Source organism: Vreelandella titanicae BH1 (assembly GCF_000336575.1).
GTDB classification, from domain to species: Bacteria; Pseudomonadota; Gammaproteobacteria; order Pseudomonadales; family Halomonadaceae; genus Vreelandella; species Vreelandella titanicae.
Genome location: NZ_AOPO01000005.1, coordinates 174846 through 194134 on the forward strand (window position 1 = coordinate 174846; position 19289 = coordinate 194134).

17 protein-coding genes and 1 pseudogene are annotated in these 19289 nt (G+C 56.9%); 14 read left to right on the forward strand and 4 right to left on the reverse strand.

What is annotated here, in order from left to right:
* Window positions 1-16 precede the first annotated feature (16 nt).
* Together HALTITAN_RS11585 and HALTITAN_RS11590 are read right to left on the reverse strand one after the other, a co-directional pair.
* The gene (locus HALTITAN_RS11585; protein ID WP_039859278.1) at window positions 17-838 is read right to left on the reverse strand and encodes an aldo/keto reductase; all 822 of its coding nucleotides are present in this window, start codon (window positions 836-838) and stop codon (window positions 17-19) included.
* Between the two features lie 381 nt (window positions 839-1219).
* On the reverse strand, window positions 1220-2467 hold the full coding sequence (locus tag HALTITAN_RS11590) for an AGE family epimerase/isomerase (protein ID WP_039859279.1): 1248 nt from the start codon (window positions 2465-2467) through the stop codon (window positions 1220-1222).
* Window positions 2468-2889: 422 nt separating this feature from the next.
* Here HALTITAN_RS11590 and HALTITAN_RS11595 point away from each other — a divergent pair, with 422 nt between their 5' ends.
* The 7 genes from HALTITAN_RS11595 (at window position 2890) to HALTITAN_RS11625 (ending at window position 9587) form a co-directional block, all read left to right on the forward strand.
* Entirely contained in the window at window positions 2890-3177 is a 288-nt protein-coding gene (locus tag HALTITAN_RS11595) for a hypothetical protein (RefSeq protein ID WP_027959842.1), read from the forward strand.
* A gap of 171 nt (window positions 3178-3348) precedes the next feature.
* Window positions 3349-4344 (forward strand): 3-oxoacyl-[acyl-carrier-protein] synthase III C-terminal domain-containing protein, encoded by a 996-nt coding sequence (locus tag HALTITAN_RS11600; RefSeq protein WP_039859280.1) that lies wholly within the window; start codon window positions 3349-3351, stop codon window positions 4342-4344.
* Window positions 4341-5351 carry an NAD-dependent epimerase/dehydratase family protein gene (locus HALTITAN_RS11605; protein WP_051051999.1) on the forward strand — a complete coding sequence of 337 codons (1011 nt, stop codon included), beginning with the start codon at window positions 4341-4343 and terminating at the stop codon, window positions 5349-5351. The genes HALTITAN_RS11600 and HALTITAN_RS11605 overlap by 4 nt, the downstream gene beginning before the upstream one ends.
* Window positions 5348-6196, forward strand: a complete 849-nt coding sequence (locus HALTITAN_RS11610; protein ID WP_039859281.1) for an MBL fold metallo-hydrolase — start codon at window positions 5348-5350, stop codon at window positions 6194-6196. Before HALTITAN_RS11605 ends, HALTITAN_RS11610 begins: the two co-directional genes overlap by 4 nt.
* The gene (locus HALTITAN_RS11615; RefSeq protein ID WP_152419263.1) at window positions 6123-7421 is read left to right on the forward strand and encodes a hypothetical protein; all 1299 of its coding nucleotides are present in this window, start codon (window positions 6123-6125) and stop codon (window positions 7419-7421) included. Before HALTITAN_RS11610 ends, HALTITAN_RS11615 begins: the two co-directional genes overlap by 74 nt.
* A complete protein-coding gene (locus tag HALTITAN_RS11620; protein ID WP_039859282.1) occupies window positions 7414-8574 on the forward strand; it encodes an ATP-grasp domain-containing protein in 1161 nt (386 codons plus the stop codon). Before HALTITAN_RS11615 ends, HALTITAN_RS11620 begins: the two co-directional genes overlap by 8 nt.
* Complete coding sequence (locus tag HALTITAN_RS11625; RefSeq protein ID WP_051052002.1) at window positions 8574-9587, forward strand: aromatic ring-hydroxylating oxygenase subunit alpha; 1014 nt, start codon at window positions 8574-8576, stop codon at window positions 9585-9587. Before HALTITAN_RS11620 ends, HALTITAN_RS11625 begins: the two co-directional genes overlap by 1 nt.
* A 39-nt stretch (window positions 9588-9626) precedes the next feature.
* Here the strand turns inward: HALTITAN_RS11625 and HALTITAN_RS11630 are convergent, their stop codons facing one another.
* On the reverse strand, window positions 9627-11438 hold the full coding sequence (locus tag HALTITAN_RS11630) for a DUF4153 domain-containing protein (RefSeq protein WP_009287229.1): 1812 nt from the start codon (window positions 11436-11438) through the stop codon (window positions 9627-9629).
* Window positions 11439-11646: 208 nt separating this feature from the next.
* On the opposite strand from HALTITAN_RS11630, the gene HALTITAN_RS11635 reads away from it, so the two are divergent.
* The 5 genes and pseudogenes from HALTITAN_RS11635 (at window position 11647) to HALTITAN_RS11655 (ending at window position 15522) form a co-directional block, all read left to right on the forward strand.
* On the forward strand, window positions 11647-11985 hold the full coding sequence (locus HALTITAN_RS11635) for a low molecular weight protein tyrosine phosphatase family protein (protein ID WP_039859338.1): 339 nt from the start codon (window positions 11647-11649) through the stop codon (window positions 11983-11985).
* 161 nt (window positions 11986-12146) lie between these two features.
* Window positions 12147-12740 carry a hypothetical protein gene (locus HALTITAN_RS11640; protein ID WP_009287230.1) on the forward strand — a complete coding sequence of 198 codons (594 nt, stop codon included), beginning with the start codon at window positions 12147-12149 and terminating at the stop codon, window positions 12738-12740.
* 481 nt (window positions 12741-13221) lie between these two features.
* A pseudogene (locus HALTITAN_RS11645) lies at window positions 13222-13991 on the forward strand (aminoglycoside adenylyltransferase family protein).
* Window positions 13992-14127: 136 nt separating this feature from the next.
* A complete protein-coding gene (locus HALTITAN_RS11650; protein WP_027959834.1) occupies window positions 14128-14811 on the forward strand; it encodes a DUF899 domain-containing protein in 684 nt (227 codons plus the stop codon).
* Window positions 14812-14994: 183 nt separating this feature from the next.
* Complete coding sequence (locus HALTITAN_RS11655) at window positions 14995-15522, forward strand: GNAT family N-acetyltransferase (RefSeq protein WP_009287232.1); 528 nt, start codon at window positions 14995-14997, stop codon at window positions 15520-15522.
* Window positions 15523-15946: 424 nt separating this feature from the next.
* Here the strand turns inward: HALTITAN_RS11655 and HALTITAN_RS11660 are convergent, their stop codons facing one another.
* Window positions 15947-16870 (reverse strand): LysR family transcriptional regulator, encoded by a 924-nt coding sequence (locus HALTITAN_RS11660; RefSeq protein WP_009287233.1) that lies wholly within the window; start codon window positions 16868-16870, stop codon window positions 15947-15949.
* A 109-nt stretch (window positions 16871-16979) separates the two neighbouring features.
* Here HALTITAN_RS11660 and HALTITAN_RS11665 point away from each other — a divergent pair, with 109 nt between their 5' ends.
* Window positions 16980-18194: an MFS transporter gene (locus HALTITAN_RS11665; RefSeq protein ID WP_236614954.1), complete on the forward strand. Its 1215-nt coding sequence runs from the start codon at window positions 16980-16982 to the stop codon at window positions 18192-18194.
* Window positions 18195-18199: 5 nt separating this feature from the next.
* Entirely contained in the window at window positions 18200-19231 is a 1032-nt protein-coding gene (locus HALTITAN_RS11670) for an aldo/keto reductase (RefSeq protein ID WP_039859283.1), read from the forward strand.
* The last annotated feature ends 58 nt before the right edge of the window (window positions 19232-19289 follow it).

A 19289-nucleotide genomic window follows, 5' to 3' on the forward strand; every position in this document is an offset into this window, starting at 1 on the left:
CGTTAATGACTCTTACTCACACCATCTTCAGAGACTGCTTGCGCATTGGGCGAGGATAGGCGGCATCGATCTGTGCCAGATCATCTTCGTCGAGTCTGACGTTATCTGCATCAAAGTTCTGTCTGAGGTGATCCAGTTTCACGGCTTTAGGAATAGCAATCACACCAGGGTGGCGCAGAGCCCAGGCGAGGGCGACTTGCGCGGTGGTGGCGCTGTGTTTGCCGGCGATGCGTTGCAGGGCGGCATCATGCAGTAGCGCGCCGCCTTGCCCGATGGGGCAGTAGGCCATGAGCGGCATATTTTGCTGTGCTTGCCAGGGCAGCAGGTCGTATTCAATGCCGCGTGCTTCGGGGTTGTAGAGCACCTGATTGGTGGCGCAAGCTGGCTCGCTGAGCTCTGCTAAGTCGTCAATGTCGAAGTTCGACACACCCCAGCGCAGGATCTTGCCCTGCTCACGCAGCCGTTCGAAGGCTTCCACTGTTTCGCTCAGCGGGTACTGGCCGCGCCAGTGCAGCAGGTATAGATCGATAGTGTCGGTGCCCAATCGGCGCAGGCTGCGCTCGCAGGCAGCCTGAACACCCTTGGTGCTGGCGTTGTGCGGGTAGACCTTGCTGACCAGATACACTTCATCGCGCCGGCCACGGATTGCTTGGCCAACGACTTCTTCAGCACCGCCCTCGGCATACATCTCTGCGGTATCGATCAGCATCATGCCCAGATCCAGACCTTCACGCAGCGCCCTGACCTCAGCCTGCCGTTGTCCGGCATTCTCGCCCATATGCCAGGTGCCCTGGCCTATACGGGGTACGCTTTCTCCGCCTAGTTTGATTGTCTGCATGTTCTCCTCCTGGTTGTTGGGTAAATGGATGAGAGGTGGGTTCTCGTCCTCTATATCATGCGAGAAGAGCGGAAGCATCGGGCGTACATGCTTAGGAGCAGCTAGCCAGGCGCGTCACTCGAATGCCTCCGCTTCGATACGTCAAAGTCATCGCTGCGCTTCAGGCAGGCCGTATAGCCGGGCCTAGGGGGAGCTTTGAATCTACTCCGGATCACTATGAGTTAATGCAGCTTGAACTCATTAAATTATTCAAGGAAAGAGTTCCAGAGTATGTACGATTAGCGACAGTCGAAAAATAGCTAGGTTAGCCACAGTGACCACTACCCTGGCAGCTAACCTCAGGTGGTCATAATACGATCAGTTCGGGTAAAGGTTGAGCTACTACAGCCTCTCGACAGCCAACGCCAAGTTGAGTGCCAAGGGTAGCCGCGGTATCAGTGTGGCCTGGTAAGCGTGGTAGAGATCGGGCTTGATGTCACCTTCGGCAGTGTCGATCTGCAGCTTACCGTCGAGCTCCTGATACCAGCCGCCCCGCGCGCGATCAATAAAGGTGGTGTCGATGAAATCCCAAAGCCGCCGATACCAGCGCTCGTAGTGGGCCTGATCGGTGCGTTGTAGAAACGCGGCAGCGGCGGCCAGTGCTTCGGCGTGAGTCCAGTGGCGACGCCGCAGGGAGTTTGGGCGACCCTCCCAATCCACGGTATACACTAGCCCTGGGGTGCCGTCGGTGGCCCAGCCGTCACGCAGGCTGGCGTCAAATAGCGCCGCAGCGTCAGCGAATAGCCAAGAAGGAGCTGCGCGGCCGCGAGATTCAAGCGCTGCCTCCAGGTGGAGCATCAGCCGTGACCACTCGAAACCGTGACCCGGCGTGGCGCCATAGGGATAGAACCCGTCGTCGGGGCGGTCGGCGTTGTGCTCCGGCCATTCTGACCAGTCGCCATGAAAATGTTCGAGTATGCGGTAATCCCGAGAAGCTGCGTGGTGGTGAATCAGCCGTTCAGCGATGGCTAGCGCCCGATCAAGCCACAGCGGTTCGTCGCGCACATCGGCTAGTGCTAAGCACAGCTCTACGCCGTGCATGTTGCTGTTACCGCCGCGGTAGTCGCTCAGTTCGCTCCAGTCCTGGCTGAAACTCTCGACGAAAGCTTGCTCATCCATCGACCAGAAGCGGGTGTCGATCACCCCAATGGCCTCTTCGAGCAGAGCAGCCGCGCCGGGAATGTCGGCGTGGGTCGCAGTGGCGGCACCGAGGGCGACGAAGTGATGGGTATAGCACTGCTTAGTGCGGTCGTCGCTGGTGGCGGGATCGGCCCCGAACCAGCCTCCGTGATGCTCGTCGCGCAGCTTGCCAGACAAAGCGCGAATGGCGTGCTCGGTCATTGCTGCAGCGCCTGGTAGACCTTGTAGCGCCGCTAGGGCACAGCTGTGCGCCATGCGTGCGGTGAGCATGGTGTCGGCGCTGGCGCCGTCGGGAATGCGCCCGTCACCATTGAGTACTGCGAAACCGCCAGAGGCCAGACGCGCCTGACGATGGAATTCGAACAATGCGAGCCCTTCGCGGGTCAGCCAGTGGTGATGGGTGACACTATTGAGCCAGCGCCGGTTTTTTTGATCGGTGTCGTGGTTCATCGCAGCCATGCCTTATGTGATCGAGTGGGATCTTGCCTCAGCCATTGACGATGGTGCCGCCGGTCTGACAGCTGGAAGGCTATAAGCGGTGCTTTGCTCAAGGGGCGTAGGTTATGTTTAATTGAGACACCGAGCCCTTTGTGGCCGCATACACAATCCATGCGCCAGATGCCAAAGCTACGTTATATGCTATGACCATGAATCCGACTTATAGAAAATGCAATCATAAAGACATACAACCTATCGCACCGTCAGGTGGCGCACTTCTCAGCCTGGTTCGCTTTTTTCATCGTCGCGCTTCGTTAGTTTCAGCGCAAAGTCTTTGCGCCAAAACAGTTGGTCAAGTATCGAATACCATAGCTTCTACATTTCCGCGTTTTTGCCACCCGTGAGAAGCGGCATTAAATATATATTGGAGTGCTATGTTTAGGCTCGAAGTCGCGGCATTAGTTACTGGTTTAGCAAGTATTGCAGTTGCTTTGCTCATCCCTTTTGCCTGGAGTTTGTTTCCCGAAATAATGCGCGCCTACTTTCTCGGTGGCGAGCCAGGGGCGATAGTCGTTGGAGTAGGTGTTTTAGTTGGGATAGTAGGAAGTATGCTGTTTGTTATAAACCTGTTTCGCAGGCAGTTCACTCTGTGGTGGGTGAGGCTATTAGCGGTGTTGGCTCTTTCCCTGGGCCTCGCCACGGTCGGTGCAACTGGAATTTAACAAACGTAAGCAGCAGACAGCTATCCGCAAATCACGAGCTTTTTTAGCGTGTGATTGGCTCTCCTTTACGCGCTCCACCAAGTTAGCCATAAAATGAACATCGTCTAATTTCTAATTGATTGATATTAAGCTTTATTAGAGTATGAGAGCGAATCGATTAGAATTGGACATATGATTAGCAACTTTACGATTGCCGGGTGGGGCAGCTATCGCCCTCACACCCTGTTAACTTCGCGCGCCCTGGACGAGCGTCAAGGTCAATCGGCCGGCTGGACAGAACGCCAGTTTGGCATCGCTGCGCGCCATGTCGCGAGCGAGGATGAGACCACCTCGATGATGGCGACTGAGGCAGCCCGTGAGGCGCTGAACCGCGCTGGCTGGGGCAATACACCGCCCGACGTCATCATTGGCGGTTGTGGCGTTATGGAGCAACCGATTCCGTCTACAGCCGCTTTAGTCCAGAACCGACTCGGCTTTGGCCAGTCCGGCGTGCCTAGCTTTGATGTTAACCAGACCTGTTTATCCTTTATGGTGGCACTGGATATCGCCGCCATGGGCATTGCCTGCGGGCGCTGGCGGCGCGCGCTTGTATTTGCGAGTGACATCGCGTCGGCAGGGCTTAACCCTGAGGAGCCGAAAACGCGGTCCATCTTTGGCGATGGCGCAGCGGCGCTGGCGATTGAGGCGACGTCAGACCCAACCTGCGGAATGCGCTCAAGCGTTACGGTTACCCATGGTGCTCACCATGCGCTAGCGCAGCTTCGCGCGGGCGGCACAAAGTTGCGCATCGCTGAAGGTTACCAGGCGCTGGTCGCCGGTTCCTATTTCGAGATGGACGCCTTTGGCATCTTCAAGGCCGCTGCCAAAGCGTTGCCTGGCGTCATTGAGCGTGCGCTCACTCAGGCGGAAATAAGCAAGGATGATCTTGCCTGCGTGATTTGCCACCAGGCGAGTGGGCCAGGGGTCGAGCATATCAAGCGGCTTTTCGCGCCCAACAGTGACCGCGTGGTCAATATCTTCCCAACGACCGGTAACCAGATCGCCGCCTCAATCCCGAGCGTGCTCGCCCACGCACTCACGACGGGGGTCGCCAAGCCGGGTGACTATATCCTGCTGTTGGGCACCGCCGCGGGGATCAGTGCCAGTGCCATGGTGCTCAAACTATGAGTCAACGGCGCATCCTTATCACCGGGGCGACCGGCGGGCTGGGCATGGCGCTGATGCGCGAGGCGCTAAAACGCGGACATGCTGTGCGAGCCACAGGGCGTTCGCAGGCGGCGGGCGAGGCGATAACGTCACTCGGCGTGCAGTTCGTTAGGGAGGATCTTACCCACCCAAAAGCTGATTTTCGCGGGCTCTTAAAGGATGTCGATAGCGTGATTCATGCCGCCGCCTTATCGGCCAGCTGGGGCCCCCGGCGAGCATTTGAGATCCACAATATTCGTATGACCGAACAACTGCTTGAAGCGGCCAGCCGCTCGGGCGTTGAGCGTTTCGTGTTTGTGTCTTCGCCGTCAATTTTTGCTGCGTATCGTGACCGGATAGCCATCGGCGAATATGACGGCCCCGCGCTTCAGCCACTTAACCACTACGCACGTACCAAGCTAGCGGCGGAACGCAGCGTGCTTGCGTCGCGGGAAGACGCCATGGCCTGCTGCGCCATTCGCCCGCGGGCGCTGGTGGGGCCGGGCGATCAGGTGATCCTGCCCAAGCTGGCCGAACTGGCGGGGCGCGAGCGGATGCCGCTTCCGCGTGGCGGCAGGGCGCTAATTGAGTTGACCGATCTGCGCGACGCCGCATGGGCTATCTGCGCCGCTGAGGAGCAGGCAGTCGGGCTTGCCGGAAAGGCAATCAACATATCGGGAGGTAACCCTATTGCGGTACGAGAGGTGGCTGGTAAGCTCGCCGATGCGTTAGGCAAAACACCGCAACTGGTCTCGCTGCCGGTTGGCTTGGCGCGTGCTATTGCTGTGCTCAGTGAAAACTCTGCGTTGCTGATGCGCGCCGCCCGCGAGCCGATGCTGACACGCTACAAGCTGGCGACGCTGGCCTACTCTCAGACCTTTGATCTCGAGCCTGCTCAGCGATTACTCGGCTACCGACCCCAGCATGATGCACTGGCAACCCTGCTGGCCGAAGCGAGGCAGCTCTCCACGAAGGAAGAGCAGCCATGATCCGCGTCGGACTCCGTTGGCTTGAACGCGGTTTATGCCGACATCCAGAGATCGCCACTCTCTCAGGTGGGAGCCTGTGTGCGGTTGATTTTCCCGCCATGGTGGGGGTGATTGATCACCCGACGCGGGGTATTTTGTTGTTCGATACCGGCTATGATCCTGCTTTTATCGATGCAACCGAGACGTTTCCCGAGCGGTTCTATCGCTGGACAACGCCGGTCAAAATCGATGCACAGCAGGCGTGGAGCGCCTGGCTCGCGACCCATGGGATTGAAGACAGTGCGATTGTCGGCACCATCATCTCGCATTTTCATGGCGACCACGTCGCGGGAATGAGCCACCTTGCCCAGCGGCCGGTCTATTGCGCCCGTGCGGGCCTGTCCGAGTTGCGCCGACCGGGTCGCTTTAGCCGCGTGCGCCAGGGCCTGCTGCCTGCGCTGGTTCCTCAGGCGGCCGATGCCAATGCTCGCTTTTTCGAAGATGCTCCAGCAGTGGCGCTACCCAGCGGATTTGCGCCCTTTAACGAAGGTCGCGACATCCTGGGCGATGGTAGCCTGATCGCCGTCGAACTGCCCGGCCACTGCGTCGGCCACTGGGGGCTGGCACTGCGCACCACCGATGATCGCCAGGTTTTGCTGGCTGCCGATGCGGTGTGGCTTGGCAAGTCAATCACGCAGCGCCGACCGCCGCCGCGGCTTACCACCGCACTTCTCGGCGATACCCTGCGTTATCGCGCTACGCTAAACCTGTTGAGCGAGGCGGCGTGCTGCAATGGCGACTTGGTCATCCTACCTTCGCATTGCGCTGCCAGTGCCAAGCGCTTTGGCGGCCATGATGCGAACTGACCGGGTCTTAGCCGCGTGGATACGAACGCGGCGTGCGCTGAGCCTGTCGTCGGGGCAACTGGCTGCGCGGCGAGCCAATATGTGGCGCAAGCTGCAGCCTGTCATCGCCCGTACTCCCGCACTGGCAAGATATGCCGGTCGTGATCTGGCGGAGTTTCCGGTCACTGACATCGAGGATCTTCGTGCTGATTACGGCGCTTGGAATAGCCTAGGCATGAGCGATGAGGAACTGCGCGGGTTGGCCGCCGCCGCGGAGCAAGGCACAGCCGTTGGCGAATTGTCGGCAGGCTGGTCGACCGGAACGGGAGGCGGTGCGCGAGGGCTATTTCTCGCCAGCCCCGCAGAGCGTGCCGACTACATCGGCCAGAGCCTGGCCCGACTGCTACCGGCGCGTGCTTGGCTCAAGCGCCAACGGCTCGCCCTGCATTTGCGCGCCAGTAATGCGCTCTACAGCGATGTTGGGCGAGGGCGGTTTACGTTTGCCCATTTCCCCCTCGAAGCGTCGATTGAACAGAGCATTGAGGAATTGGCGCAATTCGAGCCGACGATCCTGATCGCACCTCCCTATCGGCTGGCAGCCTTTGCCCAAGCAGGGGCGCATTTCCCCTCGCTGCAGCATCTGTTTTCCGGCAGCGAACCGGCCGGTGAAGCTGAGTGCCACTTCTTTACCGAGCGGTTGGGGGTAAGGCCACGTCAAATATACCAAGCGACCGAAGGGTTTCTGGCCGCTGAGTGTGCCAACGGCCGGCTGCATCTCAACGACCATGCGTTGGCTATCGAGCTTGAGCCGGTTCCCGGCACGCCCGGCTATCGACCGATCATTACCGATCTTCGCCGCACCAGCCAACCAATAGTCCGTATTCGCGGTGACGATTATCTTGAGCTCGACGCTTGTTCCTGCCCGTGCGGTTTTGCGGGTCGCGTCATCCATGCGCCTCAAGGCCGGGTGAACGATATCTGGCGCTTTGCAGATCAGAGCGTTACGCCACCCCAAGTGGTAGCCGCGCTTGAGACGGTGCTGGGGGGCGACAAAATCTGGCAGGCCGAAGCGGGGCCTGAGCGCGCCGTGCTGCATCTGTCACCGCTTTGCCCAGCCACGATTTCAACCACGGCTGCACAGGCGCTGAGCCAGGCATGGGATTTGCCGGTGCCGGTTGAGGTCTTTCATGATCTAAGCGCGTGGAGCGGCCCCAAGCGCCGTAAAGTGGTGTGGCGTGATGGCTAGACGCGTGCTTATTACCGGCGCCCGGGCGGTTGCCGCGCTGGATATTGCCCGGGATTTCGCCGCCGCCGGATGGGAGCCGCATCTGGCTGACAGCGTACCGGTGCGTATGGCGCGCTGGTCGAAAGCCCCTGCGCGGGTTCACCGCTATCCTGCGCCCCGGCAGCAGGGCGCAGCCTTCCGCGCGCGTATTGTCGAGCTAGTCGATACCTTCGGTTTCGAGCGGGTGGTGCCGACCTGCGAGGAGGTTTTCCATCTTGCGGCGCCTGCCCTTCAGTGCCGATTGGGTGAGCGCCTGTTTGTGCCTAACCTTGCCACGTTACGCCAACTACACGACAAGCTCGCCTTTGCGCGCCACTGTGGCGAATGGGGCCTGCCCGTGCCAGAAAGCCATCCGATAGACTCCGTAGAAGACTTGACTCGCTTCGCTAGCAGAAGTCGCGAGTGGGTGTTCAAACCGCGCTTTAGCCGATTTGGTGATAGCGCACTGGTCGCCCCAGGCCGGCGTGCGTTGTCCGCTATTACACCCAGCCCCGACAACCCCTGGATGGCACAAGCGCGTATCCACGGCGAAGAAGTCTGCTTTCACGGCGTGGCGCATCGGGGAGAGCTGGTTGCCTTTGCTGCCTACCATTCCAGCTGGCGCCTGGGCGGAGGGGCTGGCTATGTTTTCGAACCTGTCGCTGACCACCATCGCGAAACGCTGCGCAAAATAGCTTCTCGCCTGGCGCAGTGTGCCGCCATTCATGGGCAGTTCGCCTGCGATGCAATGTTCGATGAAGCTGGCGTTGCTTACTTGCTTGAGTGCAATCCGCGCGCGACCAGCGGTGTGCATTTGCTCACTGGTGCCGGTCATCTTGCCCATGCAATCGGTGACGGGATCGCCGCACCTGAGGCCGCGCCACGCACTCTTTATCTTGGCCCGGCAATGGTCGTATTTGGCCTGCCGCAGGCGGTGCGTGGTGCGCGTATGCGCGATTGGTGGCGCTGCGTTGCTACCGGGCACGACGTGGTGTCTCGGCCTGGCGATCGCTGGCCTTTGCTTGGTGCGCTTTGCGACGCCGCCTCCTTCTCCCTGACGGGGTTCAAACACAATATCTCGACTAATGCTGCCGCCACTTACGATATCGAGTGGAATGGTGAGGAGCTGCCTTAATGACATTTCCCCAGTCAGTTTGTGATGCCTGGCACATGGTTGCCTTATCGAAAGACCTGAAACGCGGCAAAGCGCAAAAGGTCATGTGTTGCGATACACCGATTGCACTCTTTCGCAGCGAAGAGGGGATTGGCGCCTTGGTCGATCGCTGCCCGCACCGCAATTACCCACTTTCTGAAGGGCGTGTGCACAAGGGGGCACTCGAGTGCCCTTACCACGGCTGGCGCTTCGCAAGCGATGGAACCTGTATCGAAGTGCCCGGTTGTCTGATCGATACGGCCCATGATCAAAAGCTGAAGGCCGACGCACTGCGCGTAGTCGAACGGCACGGCGGGATCTTTGTGGCGCTTTCTGACGCGGCACCGCCCGAGCCCGTGTTACCGACTGATTTTGGCAACCCTGAACTTGATCATTTCTGGTGGCAACAAGGTACCTGGGTGGGGCGCGCCTACGATGCGGTTGAAAATGTGATGGATCCGTTCCACACCAATCATCTGCATCATGGTTTTATTCGTCGCCGGGATCGACGCTTGCCAGTGGAGCTGATTGTTACCAGCCACGGCGACGGGATCGATATGGCCATCGAGCAAACCCAGCCTGACTATGGTCTGATGTCGCGCTTTTTGGAGCGCGACCGCTCGCGCAGTGTATCGCGCTATTATCCGCCCACTACGGTTCAAGCGCGCTGGGAAGGTGAGACCAAGCTAACCCTGTGTGTCACCGCCATTTTCACACCAGCGACAGGAAGTAGTTTCACGCCTTTCGCACGTTTTTCGACGCCCAAGGGGTTGGCGCCAAGTTGGCTTAAACAAGCGGCCATTCGGTTGTTCCTGGCCCCAGTGGTCTCGCAGGATCGTCGTGCACTAGAGCGCCAGCACGAAGTGATGACTCACTTCGGACAACCTAAATTCATCTCTGGGCCTGGCGATATTCTCAAAACCCGATTGCATCAGCTCTGGGTCGGTGAGCAGTTAGAGCCCGGCACTGATCCAGCCGTAGAGGTAAGGCTTTAGCCCCCGCGTAAACCCTCGACAATGCGGGGAGCCGGCACCTTAATTAATCCGAGCATCGTTTGACTCTGCGCGGGCTTGTATTTGTTGCCTGACGCTTTCGAGGGTGGGCCGCAGGCTGTATAGGCAGTTGCCACTCTGGTAGGCATTTAACGACCCTGGTATGGGCTGTAAATCGGTTGACGGTTTGGTATTTCGACAGCCGTCAGCATTTTCATCCTGCGCTGCGCCTAACTCAGTCAGCGTGCCTAGATGCTGCCAGCCTGCATTGTGCTCGGTATAGACCTGTCCATGCGAGCTGTAGGACGCGTAGATAAGCCATTGTAATTCATGCTCATTGCTTACCTGAAACGCTTGGCAGGGTTCAACTTGGCTTAGGCAGGCTGAGCCCTGCTCAATTAACAAGGCGAGCAATGGCTCGGGTAGCGTGGCGTCTTCAGGGTTCACGCTAAACTGATGGGCGACATCATCCAGGTTGTGGGTATCCACTAGTGGATCCTGGTTCCAGCGATTGGTTTGTTTTAGCGAGAGCTCAATACGCCGTATCAGCTCAGGTCGCGATTGGGCAAACTCGCTGTCAGCGAGTGCTTGTAATGCCAAACTGCCCGGCTGGCCGAGGTGAAAGCGTAGATAGCGGTAGTCAAAAGCATCCACAGTGGTGCGTCCGTCTATCAACCGCTTGACCTGATGCTGGGCCACCCAGTGGCGCATATCCGCCAGCGGCGTATTAACCACGATCAGCGCCCCGGCCACCAGCAGGGCCAGGCCAACATTGGCGCGCTGTAGATTGGGTACTGCTGCTTGCCGTCGCCAAAGCAGAATCAAACTATAGCTGAAGGTAAAGGCCGCGGTTAGCACTTGCAGCAGTGCCGCCCAGAGCCTATCCAAGCTGAGTCCATATTGGTCGATTCGTAGCCAGAGCGCCCAGGCGGCCAGCAGGCTACCTATCGGCAGCAATACGACGGCGAGCATAACGGCGCTGCGTAACCATATAGGATAGGGCAGCTTGTTATCGGTTTGATAGAAAACGGCGTTGAAGAACAGCAGCAGGGTCAACATCAGCGCCATAAGTATTTGCGCGGCTCTGCCGGTATCCCATATCGGCTGCAGGCCGGTCCAGGGCAGCACGGCAAAGAACATCAATAATATTAAAGCAACCAGCGGCAGTAGCGCCTTGATAAGCGCTTCGCACATCAGTCTTACGCTCGCGATAAAACGAAAGCGATTGCGGACCATCACCAGCCCCATGCCAATCACCAGCCAGGTGACTGGATAGAAAAAAGCGGGTGTTTGGAACAATGTTTTGAAAAAGTCTAAGCCAATGGCTGAAAAGAGCGCTGCCCACAAAGATAGCAAGCTCCAAAAAACTCCAATGAATAGGCCTAGTTGGGCGATTGTCAGGGCATGCTCCCATGAGTAATTCAGCATGGGCTGATAGGTTTTTGGCCAAGTGCCACTGGCGGCGCTGCTACGAAAGAACAGCGCAAGAATAAACAAGGCAGTTCCTACGGCCATGCAAAAGGCAAAGGTAAACGGGTGGCCTCCCCACTGCTGCGGCTCGGGCACCTGCTCAACCCAGCCAAGGTGCCAGCCCAGCCAAAACAGTAGGGGAGCCAGCAGCAGCGGTAGGAAGTTGATGCGATCACGCAGTCGCACGATGCTGATCAGATAAAACGCTGGCAAGGCGACTGCGACGGTGTAGAGCGCCTTAAGCCAGCGCTGGTCGGCGACCAGCCAGTACTCATGGTCGATAGCCAAATGCAGCGCATAGAGCGCACAACCCTGTACAAAGGCGAGAAAAATCAAGCCCAGACTGGTAGCCGGGTCCAGGGTATTTAGGCGATTATCTTCCATGAAAGCTCTTCTACGATTGAGTGGCGGCGTGGGGCCCGTAATTCTTCTAAGTAGCTAACGGGCTCTAAGTAATTAACTAGCACTAAGCAACTATAATAACGTGAGAAAGTTACAAAGGTTGCAAAGTGCAAAGATAGATGGCTCGAAATACTGCTAATTAATTATGCTGTGCTTTAGGCGCGTCGTAAAGCCAGGCCAGGGAGGAGCTTTGAATCTTCTGTTTATATGCAGCGCAAATAGACTCCGCAGTCCGACGGCTGAACGTATCTTTTCAGCTTACCCCGGTGTTCAAGCAATCGGAGCTGGAACAAGTTCGAGTGCTAAAACGCCGGTTTCTTGGCGCTTAATTGAGTGGGCTGACATCGTTCTAGTGATGGAAAAGAGCCATCGGGATGAAGTCGCCAAGACGTACGGGGATTTACTCAAGGGGAAAAGGTTAGTTTGCCTGGATATTCCCGATCACTACGAGTTAATGCAGCCTGAACTCATCACCTTGCTCAAGGAAAGGGTTCCGGAGTATGTGCGGTTGTCGGCAGTCGAAACATAGCGAGGAGCTGGTGCGCCGTAGGATTGATCATAGCGACGAAGAGTCGTTCTCCTCCCATTTCAGGTTTATATTAAATTATACTTATAAAAAACCTAGTTTTTTAAAGCTCTGGTCAGGTAAAGTTTACTTGGACTGACATGAGCCATAACCAGGAGTGAAGCATGTATCGAGTAGTGATCGTTCTATGTATTTTTTTAGCGGGCTGCACCACAAAACTTTGGGAGCCCAAGCCAGAAAGAGTGATGGCCGTCAACGGCTTCTACGTTAATAAAGAAACGAACGATTTAGTGGTCACCACGCGGCGTGAAGCTTTTTTGTTTCCCTCTCAGCAGCAACTTGGCCAGGCGCTGATGCTTAGCCGAGAAGTTGAGTTTCTTCCCGAATTTAGCGGCTTCTCGCTCTCTAGCTCCAATGTGGTGACCGGCAGCATTAAGCTCACACTGCATGAACAGAACCCTTCAGCCGAGCTTGTCAGTCAATTAACCGCATTGGGCTTTACGAAAAACCCCGTCACCGATAGCTTCCAGTTGATACGGGAGATTAAAGGCGAGCGATATACCATTGAAGGAAGCTTGCCGCTTGAAAAGCTCGAAAAGGAGTATCAAGTCAGTATGAGCATGCCCAGGGGCCCCATCGATACAGCCGGGCGTGTTATCGCAACGCCAGTTGCCATTACATTTGATGCGGCCGCAACGGTCGTGGCAATTCCTCTCTTCGCACTCTTTGCGGTGTCACAGGGTTTGCTTGGGCCATGAGTAAACAGAGCGTCTTAACGAGCTCACAGGGGACGTTTAAAATCTGTTGCCTATAGAGTCAGACTAATGCCTAGGCTTTTTCTGAAAAGTCGGCGTGCACAGGCCAGGCAAGGCCACAGTTAAGCTCAGTCCCGTGGCCGATGAACTTGTCCAGCTTGTTTTTCATTAGGCCACTGTCCTGATGAATTATCTGCTCGTGATGCGTGAGAACATTCCTACTTTGGCTATGTAGATTGTGAAGGTTTCGCCGAGATTGTTCACGACTATCAGCGTCGTGGAGTTAATATCTTTTAGAGAATCACTGATAAACCGTGGGGCCTGCATGAGTTTGGGGTAGTAACACCCGAGGTCATAAGCTTATGTTTGATGAAGATATTGGGCCACCTAAAAACTCAAAAACACTCTCTATCTGGTTCGATTTTTACCATCGCCGCATTTCGTCAGTGTAGGAAACTACATTCCAGCAAAAGTGGTGTGACCCGTGATTCCATATGAAGCACAACAAGCGCAATCCATCGCGGAAGACGTGCTTGGCGAGTCGATTGTGGGTATTTATCTTTTTGGTTCTGCCGTTGCCGATGGCTTACAGCGTAACAGCGATGTTGATGTTCTGGTGGCAGTGAGCGACTCACCAACCTGTAAGCAGAGGGAGGCTCTGGTTGCGCAGCTGATGAAGGTCTCTGGCACGATTGGCAATGCACAAGCTACCAGGCCAGTAGAGCTGACGGTCATCACGATCTCTGATGTTGTGCCCTGGCGGTTCCCGCGCGGGCGGAACTTATATACGGTGAGTGGTTGCGGGATGAGTTCGAGGCAGGGCACATCCCGAAACCAGCCTGTGATCCTGATCTGGCGATTGTGCTGAAAAAGGTGATCGATAACAGCCTGCCGCTATATGGGATCAACGCCGCTGAGGTGTTTGAGCCAGTGCCAATGGCTGATGTCCAAAGAGCGATTCGTGATTCCTTGCCTACGTTGCTGGCAGAGACAGCAGGTGATGAACGCAATGTGCTCTTAACCTTGTCTCGCATGTGGCTGACCGTAGCAACGGGTGATATTGCTTCAAAAGATGTGGCAGCAGAGTGGGCAAAGGAACAGCTGGCAAAGGAAGATGCGGCTTTATTGGACTACGCTAAGCAAGGCTACCTCGGAAAGGTCGTCGACCAATGGCAGGGGAAGCAGGGGGAGTTCCAGGCGCTAATTTGTTCCATGCGGCAATCCATCGAAACGTGCCTTGCCACCCCGCATTGATAGAAGCGCTGACCCTTACCGAAAGGGAGGTGACTATGGTGCTACTCAAGCACTGAGTCGGCTATTGGTATCAACCCATGAATTAGATCTTTCTGCGGAGCGAGAACAAACGGGCTTTAAAGAAGAAGGGCCAAATATGCCAACAACTAAACACCCTTTACCGCAAGTTGTCTCCCCTGAAGAGTGGGAGGCGGCACTCAACCGATTGCTCATTAAAGAAAAAGAACACACTCGGGCACGCGATGCCTTGAGCGCTGAGCGGCGCAAGCTACCCATGGTGAAAATGGAAAAGCCTTATGTCTTCCAGGGCGATGAGGGCAGTGTGTCCTTCCTTGACTTGTTCGCTGGGCGACGTCAACTGATTGTTTACCATTTCATGTTTGCCCCCGATTGGAAGGCGGGGTGTGATGGGTGCTCGTGGGTGGCCGATGCCATGACGCACCCGGCGCACCTCCATGCACGTGACACTTCGCTGGTAATGGTGTCACGCGCTCCGCTAGAGAAAATCAATCAATATAAGACGCGCATGGGCTGGACGATTCCCTGGTACTCCTCTTACGGAAGCGACTTCAACGAGGATGTCGGCGCAACGACAGAGGAGGGCGAAAGGCATGGCGCGAGTGTCTTCCTCCGCGATGGAAACGACATTTATCGTACCTACTTTACCGGTGCCCGTGGCGTCGAATATTTAGGTAGCCACTGGACATACCTGGATTTGACGCCGTTTGGTCGCCAGGAAACCTGGGAGGACTCACCGGAAGGTTGGCCACAGACGAAGCCGTATGTGTGGAACCGCCGCCACGACGAGTATGGCGGCTGAAACTCATATGTGAGCTAAACAACCATTGAAGTGAGGCGTTTTTTTGCAGATTGTGCATGTGTTTCAAAGGCCGTTCTGTTCAAGCGTTAGTTTGCAATCAATGGCAATTTAAGAACACCTTCCCTCCAAATGAAATCGAGGAGTGAGGATTGCCCCGGGGCCGCTTTTATCTAGAGCTTTGTTATGCAGCGTAATACGCAACCCTCCTTTAACACCAATCATCTAACGCTCCGGCCACGGAGGCTAAGTGATCTCGAAGAGTGTTTGAGAATGGATCGTGATCCAGAGGTAACGCGGTTCGTCCAGGGGCCTTGGCATAAGCCTAGCGCTCATAGAAGCTTTGTGGTTGAGCGGATTGAGCAAGTGTATCCCTCTGGGCTGGGCTATTGGACGATCCGTGATCGTGAAACAGAAAAATTCTACGGTTGGGTTCTTTTAATTCCTTACCATGTGCTAAAGCCTGAAGTAGAGATCGGTTGGCGCTTAGTCAGGGATGCGTGGGGTAAAGGGGTCGCTACAGAGGCAGCGAAGATTATTCTTGAGCATGGGCTCAACACCGTTGGGCTTCCTCGCATAGTTGCGGATATAGACCCACAGAATATTGCGTCAGCTCGCGTAGCCGAAAAAATTGGTATGAAATATGTCGAGGATCGCATCTTAGGTGGCAGTAAATTTCTTTCGTTTCAAAGCAGATCTATAGTAGCTGTATAACCTGAAGCTCAGTCTGATCACCTCGGTTTGCAATCTTATAAGGAACCGAAAAAACTAAGCCTTAAAAAGCTCTTCAACCATAATATCAATAAATACCCGTAGCTTGGGGGGGGGCCAAGTGTTTGCTGGAGGGCCATAGCTTATAGTGATCACCACTCTCCTAACGCAACCTCTCTCATCACCCAAATGCGTTGGCACGGAGGTCACCATCTATGACCCCGATCTTGATTCCTTAAGAGTGTGCGCTGATCGAATTGTGGCGTGTCTCACTGAAGCCTTTTCGACAGGTTAAAAATGTCTAAAGAGAGCTATGACAAAAAATGCTAACGCCCCCGAGCCTCCATACCATGTGGTTATTTTTAGCAGCCATCGCACTGAGGGAGGAAACGGAGGCGCGGAAATGGCTTCTTCGGATTATTGACACTTACTGATTTTCCCGTCGCAACGCCCAGACAGGATGTTCAGCTAGGCGCTCTTCCAGAAACGCTACAAACGCCCTTACCCGAGGCGGCACCAGCTGCCGCTGGGGCATCACCGCGTAGATACCGGTTTCCGTTAATCGGTAATCCGGCAATACCACGCTCAATTGACCGCTGCGCAGGTATTCGTGGATGTGCCACACCGAGTGCTGTGCGATGCCCAGGCCGCCGAGTACCGCCTCGGTGAGCATTTCACCCTGATTGCTGCGTATGCGGCCGCCTACCTGTACCGCCTCGCTTTGCCCTTGTTTGTCGGTGAGATGCCAGATGTCCTGCCGACGCCGACTGCTGGAAAGTACCAGGCATTGGTGATCGGCCAGGTCGCCGGGGTGTTGTGGGGTGCCGTGGCGTTTCAGGTAGTCGGGAGAGGCGCACAGTACCCGCTCGTCGTCGGCCAGGCGTCGCGCCACCAAACTGGAATCTTCCAGAATGCCGATGCGAATGCCCAGATCGTAGCCCTCGCCCACCAGATCCACTACTTGGTCAGTCAGGCCGACACACAGATCCAGCCGGGGATAACGGTTAAGGAACTCGGGCAACAGCGGCGAAATGTACTGACGCCCGAAGGAGTGGGGTAGGGTGACGCGCAGGGTGCCGGTGACGTTGTCGGCGCCGCTGCGTAGATCCTGGGTGAGTGCTTCCAGCCCCTCCACTAGATCGCGGCCCTGTTCCGCCAGCGCCAACCCCTCGGGGGTGGGGTGAAGGCGTCGGGTTGTGCGGTGCAGTAGTCGTACATTGAGGCCCTTTTCCAACCGCTGCAGACGTTGACTGGCCACGGCCACCGAGAGGTCAAGGCTGCGGGCGGCGGCGCTGATCGTACCCAGATCCACCACGCGAAGAAAGAGAGCGATGTCGCTTAGACGATCCATGATGGTCTCATTATCAATAAAATATTGAAAGTCATTAAAGATCCTAAAGGTATCAAGGAGGGTGATGCAGGTCTAGCATTCGCCTCATCATTCCCTGATGGACGTTTTGATGATGACTTCAACCTCTTCGCGCCCGATCCCCTGGGCGCTCTACGCTTTGACCATTGGTGCCTTCGGCATCGGCACCACCGAGTTCGTGATCATGGGGGTGCTGGAGCAAGTGGCCGCCGATCTGGATGTGAGCATCCGCCAAGCGGGCCTGCTGATCTCCGGATATGCCCTGGGTGTGTTCGTGGGCGCGCCGTTGCTCACCATTGCCAGTGCCCGCTGGCCTCGCAAGAAGGTGCTGGTGGCGTTGATGGTTATTTTTACCCTCGGCAACCTGGCCTGCGCGCTGGCTCCGAACTACTCGATGCTGATGGTTGCCCGGGTGGCGACCTCCCTAGCACACGGCACTTTTTTCGGCGTCGGTTCGGTGGTCGCCACTGGCCTGGTGGCGCCGGACAAACGGGCCAGTGCCATCGCCACGATGTTCACCGGCTTGACCGTGGCGACGCTGCTGGGCGTGCCCGCTGGCGCTTGGCTGGGGCACGAATATGGCTGGCGCACCACCTTCTGGGCAATCACCGGTGTGGGCGTACTGGCGACCCTGGTGATCGCCCTCATGGTGCCTCGCGACAGCGGTGACGGAGAGGTATTGGGTTGGCAAAAGAGTCTGGCGTCGATCGGTCGACCCACGGTGTTGCTGGGGTTGCTGATGACAGCGCTTGGCATCGCCGGGGTGTTCACCGTGTTTACCTACATCCAGCCGATGCTGACCGGCATCGCCGGTTTCTCCCAGGATGCGGTGTCGCTGATTCTGCTGGTATTCGGCGTTGGCATGATCGTCGGTAACCTGCTCGGCGGGCGTCTCGCGGATCGGGGGCTGGCACCGGCCCTGATTATCACATTGGCAGTGCTGGCGGCGGTGCTGGGTCTGTTTCCTTTTGCGCTCGGCTATCAGTGGACAACGGTGGTCTTCGTCGGCCTGCTGGGCATGGCCGGTTTCGCTACGGTGGCGCCCTTGCAACTGTGGGTACTTAACCGGGCGGAAGGCGCGGCCAGCCTGGCGTCCAGCTTCAATATCGGTGCGTTCAATCTGGGCAATGCCATTGGTGCGGGCTTGGGCGGTGTGGTGATTGAGCGCAGCGGCAGCTTTACCGCCGTGCCTGGCGCCGCCGCACTGGTTGCTCTTACCGGACTGGCGGTGGCCGTTTGGGCCATCAAACGTGAGCATGGCGAGTCCCTTCGGCCCGCCCCGGCAATTTCCTGCGAACAGGAGTGAGTGTGATGGAATATCGTTATCTAGGGCGGTCTGGTTTCAAGGTGCCTGCATTGGGTTTCGGGGCCGGCACCTTCGGTGGCAAGGGGCCGCTGTTCAGTGCCTGGGGCAATACCGATGTTGCGCAAGCGAAGCGGCTGATCGATATATGTCTGGACGCTGGGGTCAATCTGTTCGACTCCGCAGATGTTTATTCCGATGGTGCATCGGAAGCGATCCTTGGTGCGGCGATCAAAGGCCGTCGTGACCGGGTGATCGTGTCCACGAAACTGTCACTACGCAGCGGGGATGACGCCAATGACGTGGGCAGCTCTCGACACCACTTGATCCGCGCCACCGAGCGCGCACTAAAAAGGCTGGGAACCGATTATATCGATGTGCTGCAACTGCATCACTTCGATGCCATGACCCCGGTGGAGGAGGTGATGTCCGCACTGGATGATCTGGTGCGGGCTGGCAAGGTTCGCTACCTGGGGGCGTCCAATTTCTCTGGCTGGCAGTTGATGAAGTCCCAAAGCGTTGCTGAGCGTTATGGCTATGCGCGCTTCGTGGCGAACCAGACGTATTACTCCCTGGTGGGCAGAGATTACGAGTGGGAGCTGATGCCATTGGGGCAGGATCAAGGCCTGGGTGCTCTGGTGTGGAGCCCGCTGGGCTGGGGCCGCCTGACCGGTAAGATTCGTCGCGGCCAACCACTGCCCGTCGGGAGCCGTCTTCACGAGACCGAAGGATTCGCGCCACCTGTGCCGAATGAAAGACTGTACCGGGTACTGGACGTGCTATTCGAGATCGCTGACGAAGTCGGCAAGAGCGTGCCCCAGGTAGCGATTAACTGGTTGCTGCGCCGTCCGACGGTGTCATCGGTTTTGATAGGTGCCCGGGACGAAACCCAGTTACGGCAGAATCTTGGTGCGGTTGGCTGGCGCCTTGATGAGTCTCAGATTGCACGATTAGACGTGGCGAGCGCGGTAACTCCACCTTACCCCTATTATCCCTATTGGAACGGCCAGTTCGCTGAGCGTAATCCACCACTGGTATGACTGAAATAAACTGAAAAAGCCGGGCCCACGACAGGCACGGCGACTGAGGGGGGACCAC